The sequence below is a fragment of the uncultured Ruegeria sp. genome (genome assembly GCF_947497005.1).
GTDB lineage: Bacteria > Pseudomonadota > Alphaproteobacteria > Rhodobacterales > Rhodobacteraceae > Ruegeria.
The window spans coordinates 99,915-114,085 of record NZ_CANMFF010000005.1; the positions used below are offsets into that span (position 1 = coordinate 99,915).

Here is a 14,171-nt window from a genome sequence, read left to right on the forward strand (position 1 = left end):
CGAAAGCTAACCGCAAATCGGGCAGGTGCAAGGGGGGCGTTGCGGCGCGGGGCGGGATGGCCTAAATCAGCCCCATGAAATGCAATATCCTGATCCATCCTGATCCCCGCCTGAAGAAGGTCTGCGCCCCTGTGGCCGACCTCACGGATGAGCTGCGTACGCTGGCTGACGACATGCTGGAAACGATGTATGACGCGCCTGGGATTGGCCTGGCCGCGCCGCAGATCGGTGTGCTGGACCGGCTGATCGTTGTCGATTGCGTCAAGGAAGAAGGCGAGGCACCGCGCCCCCTGATCATGTTCAACCCCGAGGTCATTGCCTCGTCGGACGAAACCAATGTCTACGAGGAAGGGTGCCTGTCCATTCCCGATCAGTATGCCGAAGTGACCCGCCCCAAGGTGGTCGATGTCACCTGGATGGATGAAAACGGTAACCTTCAGCAGGAGACCTTTGACGGGCTCTGGGCGACTTGTGTGCAGCACGAGATCGACCATCTGAACGGCAAGCTGTTCATTGATTATCTCAAGCCGCTGAAACGGCAAATGATCACCCGCAAGATGCAAAAGCTGAAACGCGAGCGCGCGCGCGCATGACCGTTCGCACCTGCCTGCCATGGCCCGACAAACGTTTGCGCACCGATGCGGATGAGGTGAGCGGGATCACCGATGAGATCCGCGAAATCTGGGACGACATGATCGACACGATGGAAGCGATGCCCGGCGTGGGCTTGGCTGCGCCGCAAATCGGGGTGATGCTGCGTCTGGCTGTTGTTGACGGCTCGACCGAGCGCGGCCGCGCCGTGCGTCTGGCCAACCCGGAAATCCTGCACAGCTCGATTGAACTGCGCGAACATGAAGAGGCCAGCCCGAATCTGCCTGGCGTGTCAGCCACGATCAAACGCCCGCGCGCAGTAACCGTGAAGTTCCTGAACGAACAGGGCATGGTGGACCGCCGCGATTTTGTCGGGATTGACGCGACCAGCGTGCAGCATCAGATAGATCACCTGAACGGGCGGATGTTTTTCGACCGGCTCAGCAAGGTCAAACGCGACATGCTGTTGCGCAAAGCCAAAAAGCAGGGATAAAGATGCGCATTGTCTTCATGGGAACCCCGGATTTCTCGGTGCCGGTTCTGGACGCGCTGGTCGAGGCGGGGCATGAGATCGCCGCCGTCTATTGCCAACCCCCACGCCCTGCCGGTCGCGGCAAAAAAGACCGACCGACACCCGTTCACGCCCGCGCCGAAGCGTTGGGCCTGTCTGTCCGCCATCCCGTTTCGTTGAAATCCGCCGAAGAACAGAACGCCTTTGCCGCGCTGAATGCAGATGTGGCCGTGGTTGTTGCCTATGGCCTGATCCTGCCCCAACCCATCCTCGATGCGCCCAAGCAAGGCTGCCTGAACATTCACGCCAGCCTGTTGCCGCGCTGGCGCGGGGCTGCTCCGATCCACCGGGCGATTATGTCAGGCGACGCCGAGACCGGCATTTGCATCATGCAGATGGAGGCCGGTCTGGACACCGGTCCGGTCCTGCTCCGACAGGCAACTGCGATTGAGGCTGAAGAAACCACCGCGCAATTGCACGACCGGCTCTCGGCCATGGGGGCGGCGCTGATCATCGAGGTTCTTTCCAATCTGCAGGATCTTACACCTGAACCGCAACCCGAAAACGGCGTGACCTATGCCGCCAAGATCGATAAATCCGAGGCCCGTATCGACTGGACACGGACTGCTGAAGAAATCGACAGGCAAATCCGTGGCCTGTCGCCCTTTCCCGGCGCCTGGACCGAAATAGATGGCGAGCGCATCAAGCTGCTGGCGTCGCGTCTTGCAGACGGGCAGGGCGTGCCGGGTGAAATTCTGAACGGCGATCTGCACGTGGCCTGCGGACAGGGTGCTGTCGAGCTGCTGCGCTTGCAAAGGGCAGGCAAAGGCGCGCAGGATAGGGAAACGTTTCTGCGGGGCTGGACATTACCAACCGGCACTCGGCTGTCTTCGGAGTAAAGCCAAATGTTCATGGTGATGATGGGCACCGTCGTGATTGCCGGGATCGTTGGGTATCTGTCCGAGAAAACGGGATTTACCCAAAACGGTTATCTTCCATCGATCATCATCTGTGTGGGCGGAGCGTTTCTGTTCTACTTCGTGCGGATCATGTTCGGCATCAGCTTTGGCCCGCCGGGTCTGGATGCGGTGATCTCATCCGTTGGTGCCCTTGTCATAGTGCCTACGCATTGGAGGAAATGACATGCCCATCGTCGCTCTGATTGTCATCGGTGCTGCGGCAGGGTTCCTTGCCACCCGTTTGATGCGGATCGAGGCGGATATTCCGACGACCATGCTGATCGGCATCATAGGGGCCCTGATCGGAGGGCTTCTGCTGCGGTTTCTGGTTACCGTCATGGGCTGGCTGTCCGGCTTTGTCGGGGCGGTCCTCGGCGCGTTGCTGGTGATCTGGGTTTGGAAAACATATCTACGCCGCTAACCCCTTGACCTTGGGCCACCTCTCCGGCCAGATCGCGTTCAGCGATATATGGGGGAACGTCGATGCAGCACGATCTGAAACCGGGTGATGTCGCCCTGATGGGCGTTCCACTGGACCTGCATTCTTCCTTCCTGCAAGGCCCGGCCTTCGCCCCCGGACGCATCCGCGAGGCGCTGCATTCAGGCGCGGCCAACCTGACCGCTGAGGATGGCACTGATCTGGGCGCAAGCGTGCAGTTCCGCGATACCGGTGATCTGGACGTGTTCGAAATGCGCGGTCAGGAGCCGATTGACCGGATCGAAGCTGAAACGGCCAAGCGGATCGCAACCGGCGCGCGCCTTTTGTCGCTGGGTGGCGACCATTCCGTGGCCTATCCGCTGATCAAGGCCCATGCGGACCGGTACGAAGGGCTGAATATCCTGCACATCGACAGTCACCCCGATCTATACGACGAGCAGGATATCGGCCCGCTGGGCCATGGCTGCCCCTTTGCCCGGGTGAAGGAGAACTGCCCGGTCAAGCGGCTGGTTCAGGTTGGCATCCGCACCATGAACGCGCATCAGCGCGAACAGGCCGACAAGTTCGAGGTCGAGGTGATCGATATGCGCAACTGGAGCCCCGACCTGCAGATTTCATTCGATGGCCCGGTTTACCTATCTCTGGATCTGGATGCGCTGGACCCGGCCTTTGCCCCCGGCGTCTCGCACCATGAACCCGGTGGGCTGAGCACACGTGAGGTGATCAACCTGATCCATAGATTCGAAGGTCAACTGGTCGGTGCCGATATTGTCGAGCTCAACCCGCATCGCGACCCATACGGCATGACAGCAATGGTCGCTGCAAAATTCGTCAAGGAAATCGGTGCGCGCTTGCTGACCCGCTAACTACCGCTCGTCGCAAACCGTCGCCGAGCCAAGTGCCGGGGCACCCCTTGTGGTCAAATCGAAGCGGTTCGCCTCGGTGGCAGTCATCCAGTGCATGCTGTCGGCCGGGGCGGCGAAAAGGGTGTACCAGTAAAACTCCTCATCCACGCCGATGTCATTGAAATAGTCCAGGTACCGGTCATGTTCTGGGTCGTCCTTGGGCAACTCGGTGGCCACCAGCCCGGACCCGGCCCAGCTGTGAACGCCGACACAGGCCCCCGGTTGCAGCACGCGGCGATTTCCGGCCAAGAAAAGGTCGGTGCCACCGCTGGCGACCAGACCGTTTGAGGGCACGACGGTATCGAACCCGGCCTTGTGCACTTCGCGGCTGAAGATGACATTGGCGTCATCGTCCACCGATCCTTCGATATATTGCAGCACAAGCGTGCGTGCTTCGGGGTTTTCAGCTGTGGCTTCCTCAAAAGCGGACAGCGTTGTTTCGTCGATCGTGCCTGAGGCGATGATCTGGTCGCCCTGAGCCACGAAACTGACAGGTGTGTAATACGCACTGCATGACGCCAACAGAGCAAGACAGGCTGCTGGGAATGTAAATCTGTAGGTCATCGTTGGCCTCCGGACTGTGCTGCACAAATGGGTATCAGTCCGCCCCCGTTGCGTCCACCGACAGGCTCAATTGCGTGGCGGCCGGCTTTTGTAAACGGGCAGTTGCCATCCAAATACCAGCGACCCGGCTCGCAATGCCCAACACACGAGGGCACATAGGCCCAACGCCAATATGGTCGCTGCCTCAAGTTTAATCGCAAGAACTGCGGTCAACGCCCCCGTAAAAGCGCAGGAGACGTAGAGTTCGCCCTGTTTCAGAACCAGCGGCACCTCGTTGCAGACCACGTCGCGCATTAGCCCGCCCAGACATCCGGTTGTTACACCCATCAAAACAACGATGACGCCGGATTGGCCCAACGAAAACGCAGCTCCAGTTCCGGCAGCAACGGCAACTGACAGCGCAAAACTGTCCAGCCAGACCAGCCAGTTATAGCGGCTTTCCACCAGATGCGCGGTAAAGAACACCAAAACCGCCGCCGCGACGGCGATCAGGATGTAATCCGGTTGCCCCACCCAGAAGATCGGATGCCTGTCCAGCAGCAGATCTCGCACTGTGCCACCACCCACCGCCGTCAGGCACGCCATGAAGGCAAACCCCACCAGATCCAGTTGGGCGCGGCTGGCCACCAGTGCTCCGGTCAGGGCGAAGATCAAAACCGAGGCATAGTCCAGCAGGGTCAGCGCGGTCACGCCTGCGCCTTTTTGGGTTTGAACGGCGCCATGCCCGCGCGGGCAAGTTCATCGGCCTTTTCGTTTTCGGGGTGGCCCGCGTGGCCCTTGACCCATTCCCAGTTCACATCATGCCGGCCCTGCGCCTCGTCCAAACGCTGCCACAGATCGACATTCTTGACCGGCTTCTTGTTCGACGTTTTCCAACCGTTCCGCTTCCAGCCAAATATCCAGCCAGTCACACCGTTCTTCACATAGGCGCTGTCGGTGACGATGGTGATCGTCGACGCGCGCTCCAGCGCCTCAAGCGCGCTGATGGCGGCCTGCAGCTCCATCCGGTTGTTGGTCGTCTCGGCTTCGCCACCGTTCAGCTCACGCTCTTTCAGAACGGTGTCTCCGTCCATCGCGCGCAGCAGCACGCCCCAGCCTCCGGGGCCCGGATTGCCGGAACAGGCACCATCTGTATAGGCAAATAAATCAGGCATGGGCGAACACCAGAATAAACCCGTCATAAGACCCGGCCAGACCTTTGCCGATGCCATGAACGGCGCGGTCAATCGTGAACCCGGCGTTGCGCAGGGCGTCTTCGATCTCGGCCTCTGTGTAATAGGTGTAGTAACGATCCAGATCGTCGCGATGCTCACCCGTGCCCAGCTTCATCCCCAGAAACAACTGCCCTTTGGGTTTCAGAGCCCTGTGAATCGCACTCAGATGACGCGGGAAGTCTGCGCGTGGCGCGTGCAGCAGGGAAAAGCTGGCGTATACACCATCATATTCGGCAGTCTCGGTGACGTCTTCGAACGTGCCCAGATGCGCGTCCACGCCGTTTTCGCGGGCGTGTTCGACAAAGGCGGGTGTGGCATCCAGTGCCCGAACTTTCAGCCCCTGACGCATCAGGAAATTGCTGTCCGACCCGGGTCCAGACCCCAGATCCAGCACATACCCGCCTGCGCCGACCACATCGACAAAGTCCTGACGGGCCTCAAGCTGTTCAGGCGGCAGGGGGATATTCAAATACTCAGCCACCCTGTTCGTGTAGGCGCTGATCGTGCGTTTATCGGTCACAGATACACTCCGACTGCAAGGCTGGCCAATACGACGGCGGTCAGCAGGATGCGCAAGCGCATCCACCAGACCGGCGTTAGTCGCCAGTAAGAAAACAGGGCGTCCAGCAACAGCAAACCTGCGAACCCATACATCAGATTGGTGCCAGCATTGATTGGCCCGCCACCTGTCATGGCAAATGCCCAAAGCGCAGGCAGAACCGACAACTGATAACACAGCGCCGCCTTGCTGCCCGAGGTTTTGGTGGCAAAGCCCCAAAGAACACCGGACATGAAACTCAGGATGACCGAGCCATAGAACAGCTGCACATAAGGCCCGACAAAGCGCGGGCCAAAGGTTTGCGCGCCCCATGAATTCAAATCGTCATTCAGATAGGTCAGCGCGCCCCAGACAAACGGGATCAGCCCCGCCAGCCCCAGATAGAGCGGCGCCTTTGGCACTCCGTTCACGCTGGTTGCCTCAAAACGCGGGGGACTTTGAACTCGACATTTTCGACGGCGGTTTCGACCGGCTCGACGGTGACATCATAATGCGCGCTGAATGCGTCTACCACTTCGTTCACCAGAACTTCCGGCGCTGATGCGCCTGCGGTGACTGCCACGGTCGAAATACCCTCCAGCGCCCGCCAGTCGATCTCGGTGGCGCGCTGGACCAGCTGCGCATACTGGCAGCCCTCGCGCGAGGCGACCTCGACCAGACGGCGAGAGTTTGATGAATTCGGCGCGCCCACAACCAGCAATGCATCCGCCATGGGCGCCACGGCCTTCACCGCCTCCTGCCGGTTTGTGGTGGCATAGCAGATGTCTTCCTTATGCGGCCCAACAATGGCCGGGAACCGGGCCTGAAGTGCTGCGATGATATCCTTGGTGTCATCGACCGACAGGGTGGTCTGGGTGACAAAGGCCAGTTTCTGCGGGTCGCGCACCTCAACCGTGGTTGCGTCCTCCACGGTTTCAACCAGCAACACATCGCCGTCAGGCAGCTGCCCCATGGTGCCGACGGTTTCGGGATGGCCCTTGTGGCCGATCATGATCATCTGCAGCCCCGCATCCGCGTGGCGCTGCGCCTCGACATGAACCTTCGAGACCAGCGGGCAGGTGGCATCGACATAGATCATCTCGCGCTGGGCGGCTTCGGCAGGCACCGATTTGGGCACGCCATGAGCCGAAAAGATCACCGGGCGGTCATCGGGGCATTCATGCAGCTCTTCGACGAAAACGGCCCCCTTAGCGCGAAGGCTATCGACCACGAATTTGTTGTGCACGATCTCATGGCGCACAAAAACCGGAGGCCCCCATTTCTGCAGGGCCATCTCAACGATCTTGATGGCGCGGTCCACACCGGCGCAGAACCCACGAGGGGCAGCAAGGTAAAGTGTCAGCGGTGGCTTTGTCATTGGGCTGTCTCCTTAGGGCACAGGTAAGTCTTTTCCCGGCCTTGGTCCAGACAGGACATCGTCATTCATCTGACACGAATCGATGTTAGTCAGGTGATGTTTCAGCACCTATACTTAGTTAAAGAAGCGCGGCCAGGACCTATGTCCTGACCGCGCGTGTTTTTCCCATCATGGCAGGCGTTTTGCCTGATCAGCCGTTGCTGGCCACCGCGACGTTGCGAGGCTCTGCCGGCATTTCGCGCGGCGGGCGCCCTATAACGTCGCGCAGATCTTCCAGCTCGATGAAATTGTCGGCCTGGCGCCGCAGCTCGTCCGAGATCATCGGCGGCTGGCTGCGGATGGTCGATACGACCGAAACGCGAACGCCCTGACGCTGCAGGCTGGCGATCAGCGGGCGGAAATCTCCGTCGCCCGAGAACAGCACGATATGATCCACGCGCGGCGCAAGTTCCAAGGCATCGACGGTAAGCTCGATATCCATGTTTCCCTTGACTTTCCGACGCCCCATGCTGTCGGTGTATTCTTTTGCCGGTTTCGTGACCATGGTGAAGCCATTATAATGCAGCCAGTCAACCAATGGCCGGATCGGCGAATACTCGTCGTTTTCCAGCAGCGCTGTATAGTAGAAAGCCCGAAGCAACTTGCCACGGCGCATGAATTCCTGCCGCAGAAGTTTGTAGTCTATGTCGAAACCGAGTGCTTTTGCCGCGGCATAAAGATTCGAGCCGTCGATGAACAGCGCTAGCCGTTCGTCCTTATAAAACATAAATAGTCCCTTCCGGTATAATCCAGACCGCGCCGCGTTACGTGAGTGAGTGAGTGATAAAATGACGCGCTCTGGTAGGTCTATAATTAGAACTTTTGTCGATTATCGCAAGTATGCAGTGTGTCGAATATAGGGTATCACATGAGCAAAACCATGCCAAATGCCGTTGTCGCGCTGGGCGCAAATCTCGATTTGAGAGGAAATAGTCCCGCAGTAACACTTCAGCATGCACTTGACGCTCTGTCGCGTCAGGGTGTGGTGATTCGCTCTGCCAGCCGTTTTTTTGCCACGCCGTGCTTTCCGGCAGGAGCTGGTCCGGACTATGTGAATGCTGCGGCGCTTGTTGAAACCCGGAAGTCCCCGGCCGAGCTGTTGCAGGTGCTGCACCAGGTGGAACACGCGTTCGGGCGCGAACGCGTGCAGCGCTGGGGCATGCGGACGCTGGATCTGGATCTTGTCTGTTTCGGCGATCAGGTCCTGCCGGATCGCGCCATGTTCGATCGCTGGCTGAAGCTGCCGTCCGAGGCGCAACGGCAGGAGGCACCGGATCAGCTGGTTCTGCCGCATCCGCGTCTTCAGGATCGTGCATTTGTGCTGGTGCCAATGGAGGATATCGTACCGGATTGGCGTCACCCGGTTCTTGATCGCACGGTTTCCCAGATGGTTTCGGCCCTGCCTGTGGCGGAGGTTGCAGCGATCACGCCACTGTGATCCTCGCAAATGCAGCATTTCCTGCTTGTCAAGGCGCGGATTCGCGCTTAGATAAACCCCTTCCTGACATGGATTCAGAAACGGAGAGCGCCCAATGGCCCGCGTGACGGTTGAAGATTGCGTAGACAAGGTTCCAAACCGGTTCGAACTGGTGATGCTTGCCGCCCATCGGGCGCGCGAGGTGTCCGCCGGTGCTGCGATTACCGTTGACCGTGACAACGACAAAAACCCTGTCGTGTCCCTGCGTGAAATCGCCGACGAAACCCAAAGCGCAGATGAATTGCGCGAGCGCCTGATTGAGGCCAACCAGACCCAGATCGAGGTTGATGAGCCTGAAGAAGATCAGATGGCTCTGCTGATGGGTGCCGAAACGGACAAACCCGCCATGGACGATATGTCCGAAGAAAAACTCCTGCGCGCTCTGATGGAGGCTCAAGGACAGGGGTAAGCCCTAAAGACGAAGGTTCGGACCGGATGATTTCTGCTGACGACCTGATTGCGCTGGTCCGCAACTACAATCCCAAGACGAATGCTGACCGCATCGCGCTGGCCTACGAATTTGGTCGGCAGATGCATGACGGGCAATTCCGCCACTCCGGCGAGCCCTATTTCACCCATCCCGTTGCCGTTGCCGCCATCCTGACCGAACAGCGTCTGGATGACGCGACCATTATCACGGCACTTCTTCACGATACGATCGAAGATACGAAAGCCAACTATGGCAGGGTCTCGGAGCTGTTTGGCGATGAAGTCGCCAAACTGGTCGATGGCGTCACCAAGTTGACAAATCTGCAGCTGTCCAGTCGCGAAACCAAGCAGGCCGAGAATTTCCGCAAACTGTTCATGGCGATGTCCAAGGACCTGCGGGTCATTCTGGTCAAGCTGGCCGACCGTCTGCACAATATGCGTACGATCAAGGCGATGCGGCCGGAAAAGCAGGTTCAGAAAGCGCGCGAAACGATGGATATCTACGCACCGCTTGCGGGCCGGATGGGTATGCAGTGGATGCGCGAAGAGCTTGAAGACCTCGCTTTCCGTGTCCTGAACCCCGAAGGCCGTCAATCGATCATCCGTCGTTTCATCACGTTGCAACGGGAAACCGGCGACGTGATCCACCGCATCACCGGCGATATGCGGCACGAGCTGGAAAAGGCGGGGATCGATGCCGAGGTGTTTGGCCGTGCCAAGAAACCCTATTCGATCTGGCGCAAGATGCAGGAAAAGGATCAGGGCTTTTCGCGCCTGTCCGACATCTATGGGTTCCGCATCATCACCCAGACGGAAGAAGACTGCTATCGTACCCTGGGCGCGATCCACCAGCGCTGGCGCGCGGTGCCAGGGCGGTTCAAGGATTATATCAGCCAGCCGAAATCGAACGGCTACCGCTCAATCCACACCACGGTGTCGGGGCGTGACGGTAAACGGGTCGAGGTTCAGATCCGCACCCGCCAGATGCACGATGTCGCCGAAACCGGCGTTGCGGCGCACTGGTCCTACCGCGACGGTGTGCGTACCGAGAACCCCTTTGCTGTCGATCCGGCCAAATGGATTTCCAACCTGACCGAACAGTTCGACAACGAAGAAGATCACGAGGACTTCCTCGAAGCCGTCAAGCTTGAGATGTATTCGGACCAGGTCTTCTGCTTCACGCCCAAGGGGGATGTGGTGAAGCTGCCGCGCGGGGCGACACCGATCGATTTTGCCTACGCCATTCACACCCGGATCGGTCATGCTTGTGTCGGGGCCAAGGTGGATGGTATCCGCGTGCCGCTCTGGACGCGGCTGAAAAACGGCCAGTCGGTGGACATCATCACCGCAGACGGTCAGACGCCGCAGGTCACATGGCTTGAGATTGCTGTCACCGGCAAGGCCCGCACCGCCATCCGCCGGGCCCTGCGCGAAGTGGATCGCGAACGGTTCATCAAGCTTGGTAAGGAACTGGCGCGTTCGGGGTTCGAGCACGTTGGGCGCAAGGCCACTGAAAAGGCGCTCGACACCGCAGCCAAGCACCTGCGACTGAAAGACCGGCATGAATTACTCGCCAGATTGGGCAGTGCCGAATTGACTGCCCATGAGGTGGTTCAGGCTGTCTATCCTGAACTGGCGAAAGACGATGGCGACGCCATTCCGCTGCGCCGTGCGGTGATTGGTCTTGAGCCCGGCCAGAAATTCGACCGCGCCCCTTGTTGTCAGCCGCTGCCGGGCGAGCGCATTGTCGGCATCACCTATCGTGGCAAGGGCGTGGTTGTGCATGCCATCGATTGCGACCGGCTCAGCGAGTTCGAAAGCGAACCCGAGCGTTGGGTCGATCTGCACTGGCATTCCGGCACCCATCCGGCCGTTTATGGCGCGACGCTGGATCTGACCATAGGCAATGATGCCGGGGTATTGGGGCGCATTTGCACATTGATCGGCGAGAAAAAGGCCAATATCTCGAACCTGGAATTTGTTGACCGCAAACCGGATTTTTACCGCCTTTTGATCAATGTCGAGCTGCGAGACCTTGAACAGTTGCATTCGCTTATGCTGATGCTCGAGGCGGAAAGTGATGTTGCGGCGGTCGAACGGTATCGGGACCGGACCAGGACTTCGGTTGCGGCTGGCTGAGAAGGGGTGATCACGGGTGGTATTCAAGCGCCGAGACCGACGCTCTCCTGTTCAGGTCGCATCGGACTTCGTCTATCCGCGTGGCGGATGGACCCGCGCCTTTCATTACGTGAAACACCGTGTCCGGCGTTTGCCGGATACCCCTGACCGGATCGCGCGTGGCATTGGGGCAGGCGTTTTTGCAGCCTTCACACCATTTTACGGGCTGCATTTTCTGGTCGCTGCCATCGGCGCCAGGCTGTTCAAGGGCAATCTTCTGGCGGCACTCAGTGGCACGTTTTTCGGCAACCCTCTGACCTATGTTCCGATTGGGGTGATCTGCCTTCAAACCGGGCATTTCCTGCTGGGCACCGAATATGAAGAAGGCGACACGCAGGGCCTGATGGGAAAATTCGCCAACGCCATCGGAGACCTCAAGAACAATTTTCTGGCGTTGTTCACGGATCGCGTGGCCGACTGGCATGGGCTTTCAAAGTTCTACGATGACGTCTTCTATCCCTATATGATCGGCGGTATCATTCCCGGCATCGTGGCAGGTGTGGTCTGCTATTATCTCAGCCTGCCGCTGATCCGCACTTACCAACAGCGCCGTCGCGCCAGGATCAAGGCGAAGTTCGACGAAATTAAACGTTTGGCCGAAGAAACGGCTGCCGTTCCTCCGTCAAAGCCACTAGGCTCGGCAAAAAATTCTACAAAAGGAATCGAGTGATGTCTGAGAACCACTTGCGCCTGGGTGTGAACATCGATCACGTCGCCACCGTGCGCAATGCGCGGGGCGGGGCTTATCCTGATCCGCTGCGCGCCGCCAAACTGGCGGAAGAGGCCGGAGCCGATGGTATCACGGCACATCTGCGCGAAGACCGCCGCCATATCTCGGATGCAGATATTGACGGGCTGATGGATGTCCTGTCGGTGCCGCTGAACTTTGAGATGGCCGCGACGGATGAGATGCAGAAAATCGCCCTGCGCCATAAACCACATGCAGTCTGTATCGTTCCAGAAAAGCGCGAGGAACGCACCACAGAAGGTGGGCTCGAAGTCGCGCGCGAAGAAAACAAACTGGCGCATTTCATCGCTCCGCTGCGCGATGTCGGTTGCCGTGTTTCAATCTTTATCGCCGCCGACCAGCGCCAGATCGAGGCCGCGCATCGCATCGGTGCCGAGGTGATCGAACTGCACACAGGCGCCTATTGTGACGCCCATGCCGAAGGCCGTATGGAGGATGCTGAGCACGAGCTAGAAGCGCTGCGCCAGATGTCCACCTTTGCCCATTCGCTGGGGCTTGAGGTTCACGCAGGCCACGGTCTGACCTATGACACGGTAAAGCCGGTCGCGGCCTTCCCCGAGGTCAAAGAACTGAATATCGGCCACTTCCTGATTGGCGAGTCGATCTTTCTGGGCCTCACCCCCGCCATTCAGGACATGCGCCGCCTGATGGACGAGGCGCGCGCGTGATCACCCCCGGCTTTGTCGCCATCTGGCTGGCCTGGCTGATGGCTGGCGGTTCTCCGGGGCCCGCCACGATGGGCATTGCGGGAACTGCCATGAATGAAGGCCGCCGCGCAGGTTTGGCCTTTGCGCTGGGCATCTGTGTCGGGTCCGCCGCCTGGGGCATTGCCGCCGCTTTGGGCCTGTCGGCGATCATGCTGGCCAATGTCTGGGTTTTCGAGGTGATCCGCTATATCGGTGTGGCCTATCTGGGCTGGCTGGCGCTGAGGGCCCTGAAGCGGGCAATGACCTCGGACGAGGTCGCCTTGGGCAAACCGGTCACCGGTTCTTTGCCGACGATCTTCGCCAAAGGTGCGGCGATCCACCTGACCAACCCCAAAGCAATCCTCAGCTGGGGCTCGATCTACGCCATCGTCGCTCCCAATGATGCCAGCCTGTCGATGCTGCTGGGTTATTTCGCGATGCTCTACGCGGGATCGCTGCTGATCTTCATCGGCTACGCGTTTCTGTTCTCATCCGAGCGCATGGTCCGCACCTACCGCCGCGCCCGCCGCTGGTTCGATTTCGCCTTTGCCGGGTTCTTTGGGGTGGCAAGTTACAAGATCCTGACGGTGCGATTGACTTAAACAAGACAGTCTTAAGGGTTTTTGAGTGAACTATTTGTTTTCGAAAGATAAACAGGTTGGATTACATCGCCCTTTGTTTGTGGGCATTGTGCTCATGAACTATGCGGCTTTTAGTATGGCAAGAAGATTTTTTTTGTTTGAATGGCCGACAAGGCTTTCCCCATTCGTTCTTTCGCTTGCGGTGGCTGCTTTGCTGTATGGTTTTGATACAGGTCGCAGAGGTTTCCAATGCGGCCCGCCAGTAAAGAACTGGATACTCGCTCGCAAAATGGTTCTGACCACTTTTCTCGCAGTACTTGCATTAGTTGTTTTTAACGTCCTGACAGACTCTCCCCGACGTTGGCATCCGCCCGAGCATTTTACACTACTGTGCTTTGAGCTCTTAATAAGTTTTGGTGTTTCCTTGATTCTGTGTCGTTACGCTTTTGTCGTTGGAGTTGGCCGGGCGTACAGCATGCATTTACGAAAAAAAGAGCAAGAAACATGATCCTCGGCATCGGCACAGACCTCGCAAACATCGACCGCATTCAGGGCACGCTTGACCGATTTGGCGACCGGTTCCGTAGCCGTGTCTTCACCGACGCCGAACAGTACAAGGCGGAACGCCGCGCCGATACCGCGGGCACCTATGCCAAACGCTGGGCCGCGAAAGAGGCGTGTTCCAAGGCGCTGGGCACCGGTCTGCGCATGGGCATTTCGTGGAAAGACATGGCGGTCACCAATCTGCGCACGGGTCAGCCTGTCATGCACGTGACCGGATGGGCCGCTGAACGCCTGAAGGAAATGACCCCCGAAGGACATGAGGCGATTATCCACGTCACCCTGACCGATGATCACCCTTGGGCACAGGCCTTTGTCGTGATCGAGGCGCGCCCGCTTCAAGATCACGCCACGCAGCCTTGACTTGCCTTCA

General features: G+C 58.9%; 21 protein-coding genes. 14 read left to right on the forward strand and 7 right to left on the reverse strand.

Annotated elements, in window-relative coordinates; all coding sequences use genetic code 11:
* Positions 1-74 precede the first annotated feature (74 nt).
* From def (Q0816_RS08800) to speB, 6 genes are all read left to right on the forward strand, one after another.
* Complete coding sequence (def, locus tag Q0816_RS08800) at positions 75-593, forward strand: peptide deformylase (protein ID WP_298849548.1); 519 nt, start codon at positions 75-77, stop codon at positions 591-593.
* Positions 590-1,084 (forward strand): peptide deformylase, encoded by a 495-nt coding sequence (gene def, locus Q0816_RS08805; RefSeq protein WP_298849550.1) that lies wholly within the window; start codon positions 590-592, stop codon positions 1,082-1,084. Before def (Q0816_RS08800) ends, def (Q0816_RS08805) begins: the two co-directional genes overlap by 4 nt.
* 2 nt (positions 1,085-1,086) lie before the next feature.
* Complete coding sequence (gene fmt, locus Q0816_RS08810; protein ID WP_298849552.1) at positions 1,087-2,001, forward strand: methionyl-tRNA formyltransferase; 915 nt, start codon at positions 1,087-1,089, stop codon at positions 1,999-2,001.
* A 6-nt stretch (positions 2,002-2,007) separates the two neighbouring features.
* On the forward strand, positions 2,008-2,244 hold the full coding sequence (locus Q0816_RS08815) for a hypothetical protein (RefSeq protein WP_298849554.1): 237 nt from the start codon (positions 2,008-2,010) through the stop codon (positions 2,242-2,244).
* A 1-nt stretch (position 2,245) separates the two neighbouring features.
* The gene (locus Q0816_RS08820) at positions 2,246-2,482 is read left to right on the forward strand and encodes a GlsB/YeaQ/YmgE family stress response membrane protein (RefSeq protein ID WP_298849557.1); all 237 of its coding nucleotides are present in this window, start codon (positions 2,246-2,248) and stop codon (positions 2,480-2,482) included.
* A 62-nt stretch (positions 2,483-2,544) separates the two neighbouring features.
* Positions 2,545-3,366 carry an agmatinase gene (gene speB / locus Q0816_RS08825; RefSeq protein WP_298849559.1) on the forward strand — a complete coding sequence of 274 codons (822 nt, stop codon included), beginning with the start codon at positions 2,545-2,547 and terminating at the stop codon, positions 3,364-3,366.
* On the opposite strand, the gene Q0816_RS08830 is transcribed toward speB, so the two are convergent.
* The 7 genes from Q0816_RS08830 to Q0816_RS08860 all read right to left on the reverse strand — a co-directional run bounded on the left by Q0816_RS08830 (position 3,367) and on the right by Q0816_RS08860 (position 7,865).
* Positions 3,367-3,969 (reverse strand): alpha/beta hydrolase, encoded by a 603-nt coding sequence (locus Q0816_RS08830; RefSeq protein WP_298849561.1) that lies wholly within the window; start codon positions 3,967-3,969, stop codon positions 3,367-3,369. It abuts the gene before it with no gap.
* Positions 3,970-4,035: 66 nt separating this feature from the next.
* The gene (locus tag Q0816_RS08835; RefSeq protein WP_298849563.1) at positions 4,036-4,659 is read right to left on the reverse strand and encodes a trimeric intracellular cation channel family protein; all 624 of its coding nucleotides are present in this window, start codon (positions 4,657-4,659) and stop codon (positions 4,036-4,038) included.
* Entirely contained in the window at positions 4,656-5,123 is a 468-nt protein-coding gene (gene rnhA, locus Q0816_RS08840) for a ribonuclease HI (protein ID WP_298849565.1), read from the reverse strand. Before rnhA ends, Q0816_RS08835 begins: the two co-directional genes overlap by 4 nt.
* On the reverse strand, positions 5,116-5,703 hold the full coding sequence (locus Q0816_RS08845; RefSeq protein ID WP_298849567.1) for a bifunctional 2-polyprenyl-6-hydroxyphenol methylase/3-demethylubiquinol 3-O-methyltransferase UbiG: 588 nt from the start codon (positions 5,701-5,703) through the stop codon (positions 5,116-5,118). Before Q0816_RS08845 ends, rnhA begins: the two co-directional genes overlap by 8 nt.
* A complete protein-coding gene (locus tag Q0816_RS08850) occupies positions 5,700-6,152 on the reverse strand; it encodes a DUF3429 domain-containing protein (RefSeq protein ID WP_298849569.1) in 453 nt (150 codons plus the stop codon). Before Q0816_RS08850 ends, Q0816_RS08845 begins: the two co-directional genes overlap by 4 nt.
* Positions 6,149-7,099, reverse strand: a complete 951-nt coding sequence (ispH, locus tag Q0816_RS08855) for a 4-hydroxy-3-methylbut-2-enyl diphosphate reductase (protein ID WP_298849571.1) — start codon at positions 7,097-7,099, stop codon at positions 6,149-6,151. Before ispH ends, Q0816_RS08850 begins: the two co-directional genes overlap by 4 nt.
* A gap of 190 nt (positions 7,100-7,289) precedes the next feature.
* Complete coding sequence (locus Q0816_RS08860) at positions 7,290-7,865, reverse strand: NYN domain-containing protein (protein ID WP_298849573.1); 576 nt, start codon at positions 7,863-7,865, stop codon at positions 7,290-7,292.
* Between the two features lie 141 nt (positions 7,866-8,006).
* On the opposite strand from Q0816_RS08860, the gene folK reads away from it, so the two are divergent.
* From folK to acpS, 8 genes are all read left to right on the forward strand, one after another.
* The gene (folK, locus tag Q0816_RS08865) at positions 8,007-8,576 is read left to right on the forward strand and encodes a 2-amino-4-hydroxy-6-hydroxymethyldihydropteridine diphosphokinase (RefSeq protein ID WP_298849574.1); all 570 of its coding nucleotides are present in this window, start codon (positions 8,007-8,009) and stop codon (positions 8,574-8,576) included.
* Positions 8,577-8,670: 94 nt separating this feature from the next.
* Positions 8,671-9,024, forward strand: coding sequence for a DNA-directed RNA polymerase subunit omega (rpoZ, locus tag Q0816_RS08870; RefSeq protein WP_298849575.1), 354 nt, complete (start codon positions 8,671-8,673; stop codon positions 9,022-9,024).
* A 26-nt stretch (positions 9,025-9,050) separates the two neighbouring features.
* A complete protein-coding gene (locus Q0816_RS08875) occupies positions 9,051-11,183 on the forward strand; it encodes a bifunctional (p)ppGpp synthetase/guanosine-3',5'-bis(diphosphate) 3'-pyrophosphohydrolase (RefSeq protein WP_298849576.1) in 2,133 nt (710 codons plus the stop codon).
* Between the two features lie 16 nt (positions 11,184-11,199).
* Complete coding sequence (locus Q0816_RS08880) at positions 11,200-11,892, forward strand: DUF2062 domain-containing protein (protein WP_298849577.1); 693 nt, start codon at positions 11,200-11,202, stop codon at positions 11,890-11,892.
* A complete protein-coding gene (locus tag Q0816_RS08885; protein WP_298849578.1) occupies positions 11,892-12,638 on the forward strand; it encodes a pyridoxine 5'-phosphate synthase in 747 nt (248 codons plus the stop codon). Before Q0816_RS08880 ends, Q0816_RS08885 begins: the two co-directional genes overlap by 1 nt.
* Positions 12,635-13,258 carry a LysE family translocator gene (locus tag Q0816_RS08890; RefSeq protein WP_298849579.1) on the forward strand — a complete coding sequence of 208 codons (624 nt, stop codon included), beginning with the start codon at positions 12,635-12,637 and terminating at the stop codon, positions 13,256-13,258. Before Q0816_RS08885 ends, Q0816_RS08890 begins: the two co-directional genes overlap by 4 nt.
* 25 nt (positions 13,259-13,283) lie before the next feature.
* Entirely contained in the window at positions 13,284-13,745 is a 462-nt protein-coding gene (locus tag Q0816_RS08895; RefSeq protein ID WP_298849581.1) for a hypothetical protein, read from the forward strand.
* Complete coding sequence (acpS, locus tag Q0816_RS08900) at positions 13,742-14,161, forward strand: holo-ACP synthase (RefSeq protein ID WP_298849583.1); 420 nt, start codon at positions 13,742-13,744, stop codon at positions 14,159-14,161. The genes Q0816_RS08895 and acpS overlap by 4 nt, the downstream gene beginning before the upstream one ends.
* The last annotated feature ends 10 nt before the right edge of the window (positions 14,162-14,171 follow it).

Bases quoted from the DNA above. Each gene is read 5' to 3' on its own strand.
- rpoZ (WP_298849575.1), top strand. From the start codon at position 8,671: ATGGCCCGCGTGACGGTTGAAGATTGCGTAGACAAGGTTCCAAACCGG.
- speB (WP_298849559.1), top strand. From the start codon at position 2,545: ATGCAGCACGATCTGAAACCGGGTGATGTCGCCCTGATGGGCGTTCCA.
- def (WP_298849548.1), top strand. From the start codon at position 75: ATGAAATGCAATATCCTGATCCATCCTGATCCCCGCCTGAAGAAGGTC.
- folK (WP_298849574.1), top strand. From the start codon at position 8,007: ATGAGCAAAACCATGCCAAATGCCGTTGTCGCGCTGGGCGCAAATCTC.
- def (WP_298849550.1), top strand. From the start codon at position 590: ATGACCGTTCGCACCTGCCTGCCATGGCCCGACAAACGTTTGCGCACC.
- Q0816_RS08875 (WP_298849576.1), top strand. From the start codon at position 9,051: ATGATTTCTGCTGACGACCTGATTGCGCTGGTCCGCAACTACAATCCC.
- Q0816_RS08815 (WP_298849554.1), top strand. From the start codon at position 2,008: ATGTTCATGGTGATGATGGGCACCGTCGTGATTGCCGGGATCGTTGGG.
- rnhA (WP_298849565.1), bottom strand. From the start codon at position 5,123: ATGCCTGATTTATTTGCCTATACAGATGGTGCCTGTTCCGGCAATCCG.
- fmt (WP_298849552.1), top strand. From the start codon at position 1,087: ATGCGCATTGTCTTCATGGGAACCCCGGATTTCTCGGTGCCGGTTCTG.
- Q0816_RS08820 (WP_298849557.1), top strand. From the start codon at position 2,246: ATGCCCATCGTCGCTCTGATTGTCATCGGTGCTGCGGCAGGGTTCCTT.
- Q0816_RS08860 (WP_298849573.1), bottom strand. From the start codon at position 7,865: ATGTTTTATAAGGACGAACGGCTAGCGCTGTTCATCGACGGCTCGAAT.
- acpS (WP_298849583.1), top strand. From the start codon at position 13,742: ATGATCCTCGGCATCGGCACAGACCTCGCAAACATCGACCGCATTCAG.
- Q0816_RS08830 (WP_298849561.1), bottom strand. From the start codon at position 3,969: ATGACCTACAGATTTACATTCCCAGCAGCCTGTCTTGCTCTGTTGGCG.
- Q0816_RS08885 (WP_298849578.1), top strand. From the start codon at position 11,892: ATGTCTGAGAACCACTTGCGCCTGGGTGTGAACATCGATCACGTCGCC.
- ispH (WP_298849571.1), bottom strand. From the start codon at position 7,099: ATGACAAAGCCACCGCTGACACTTTACCTTGCTGCCCCTCGTGGGTTC.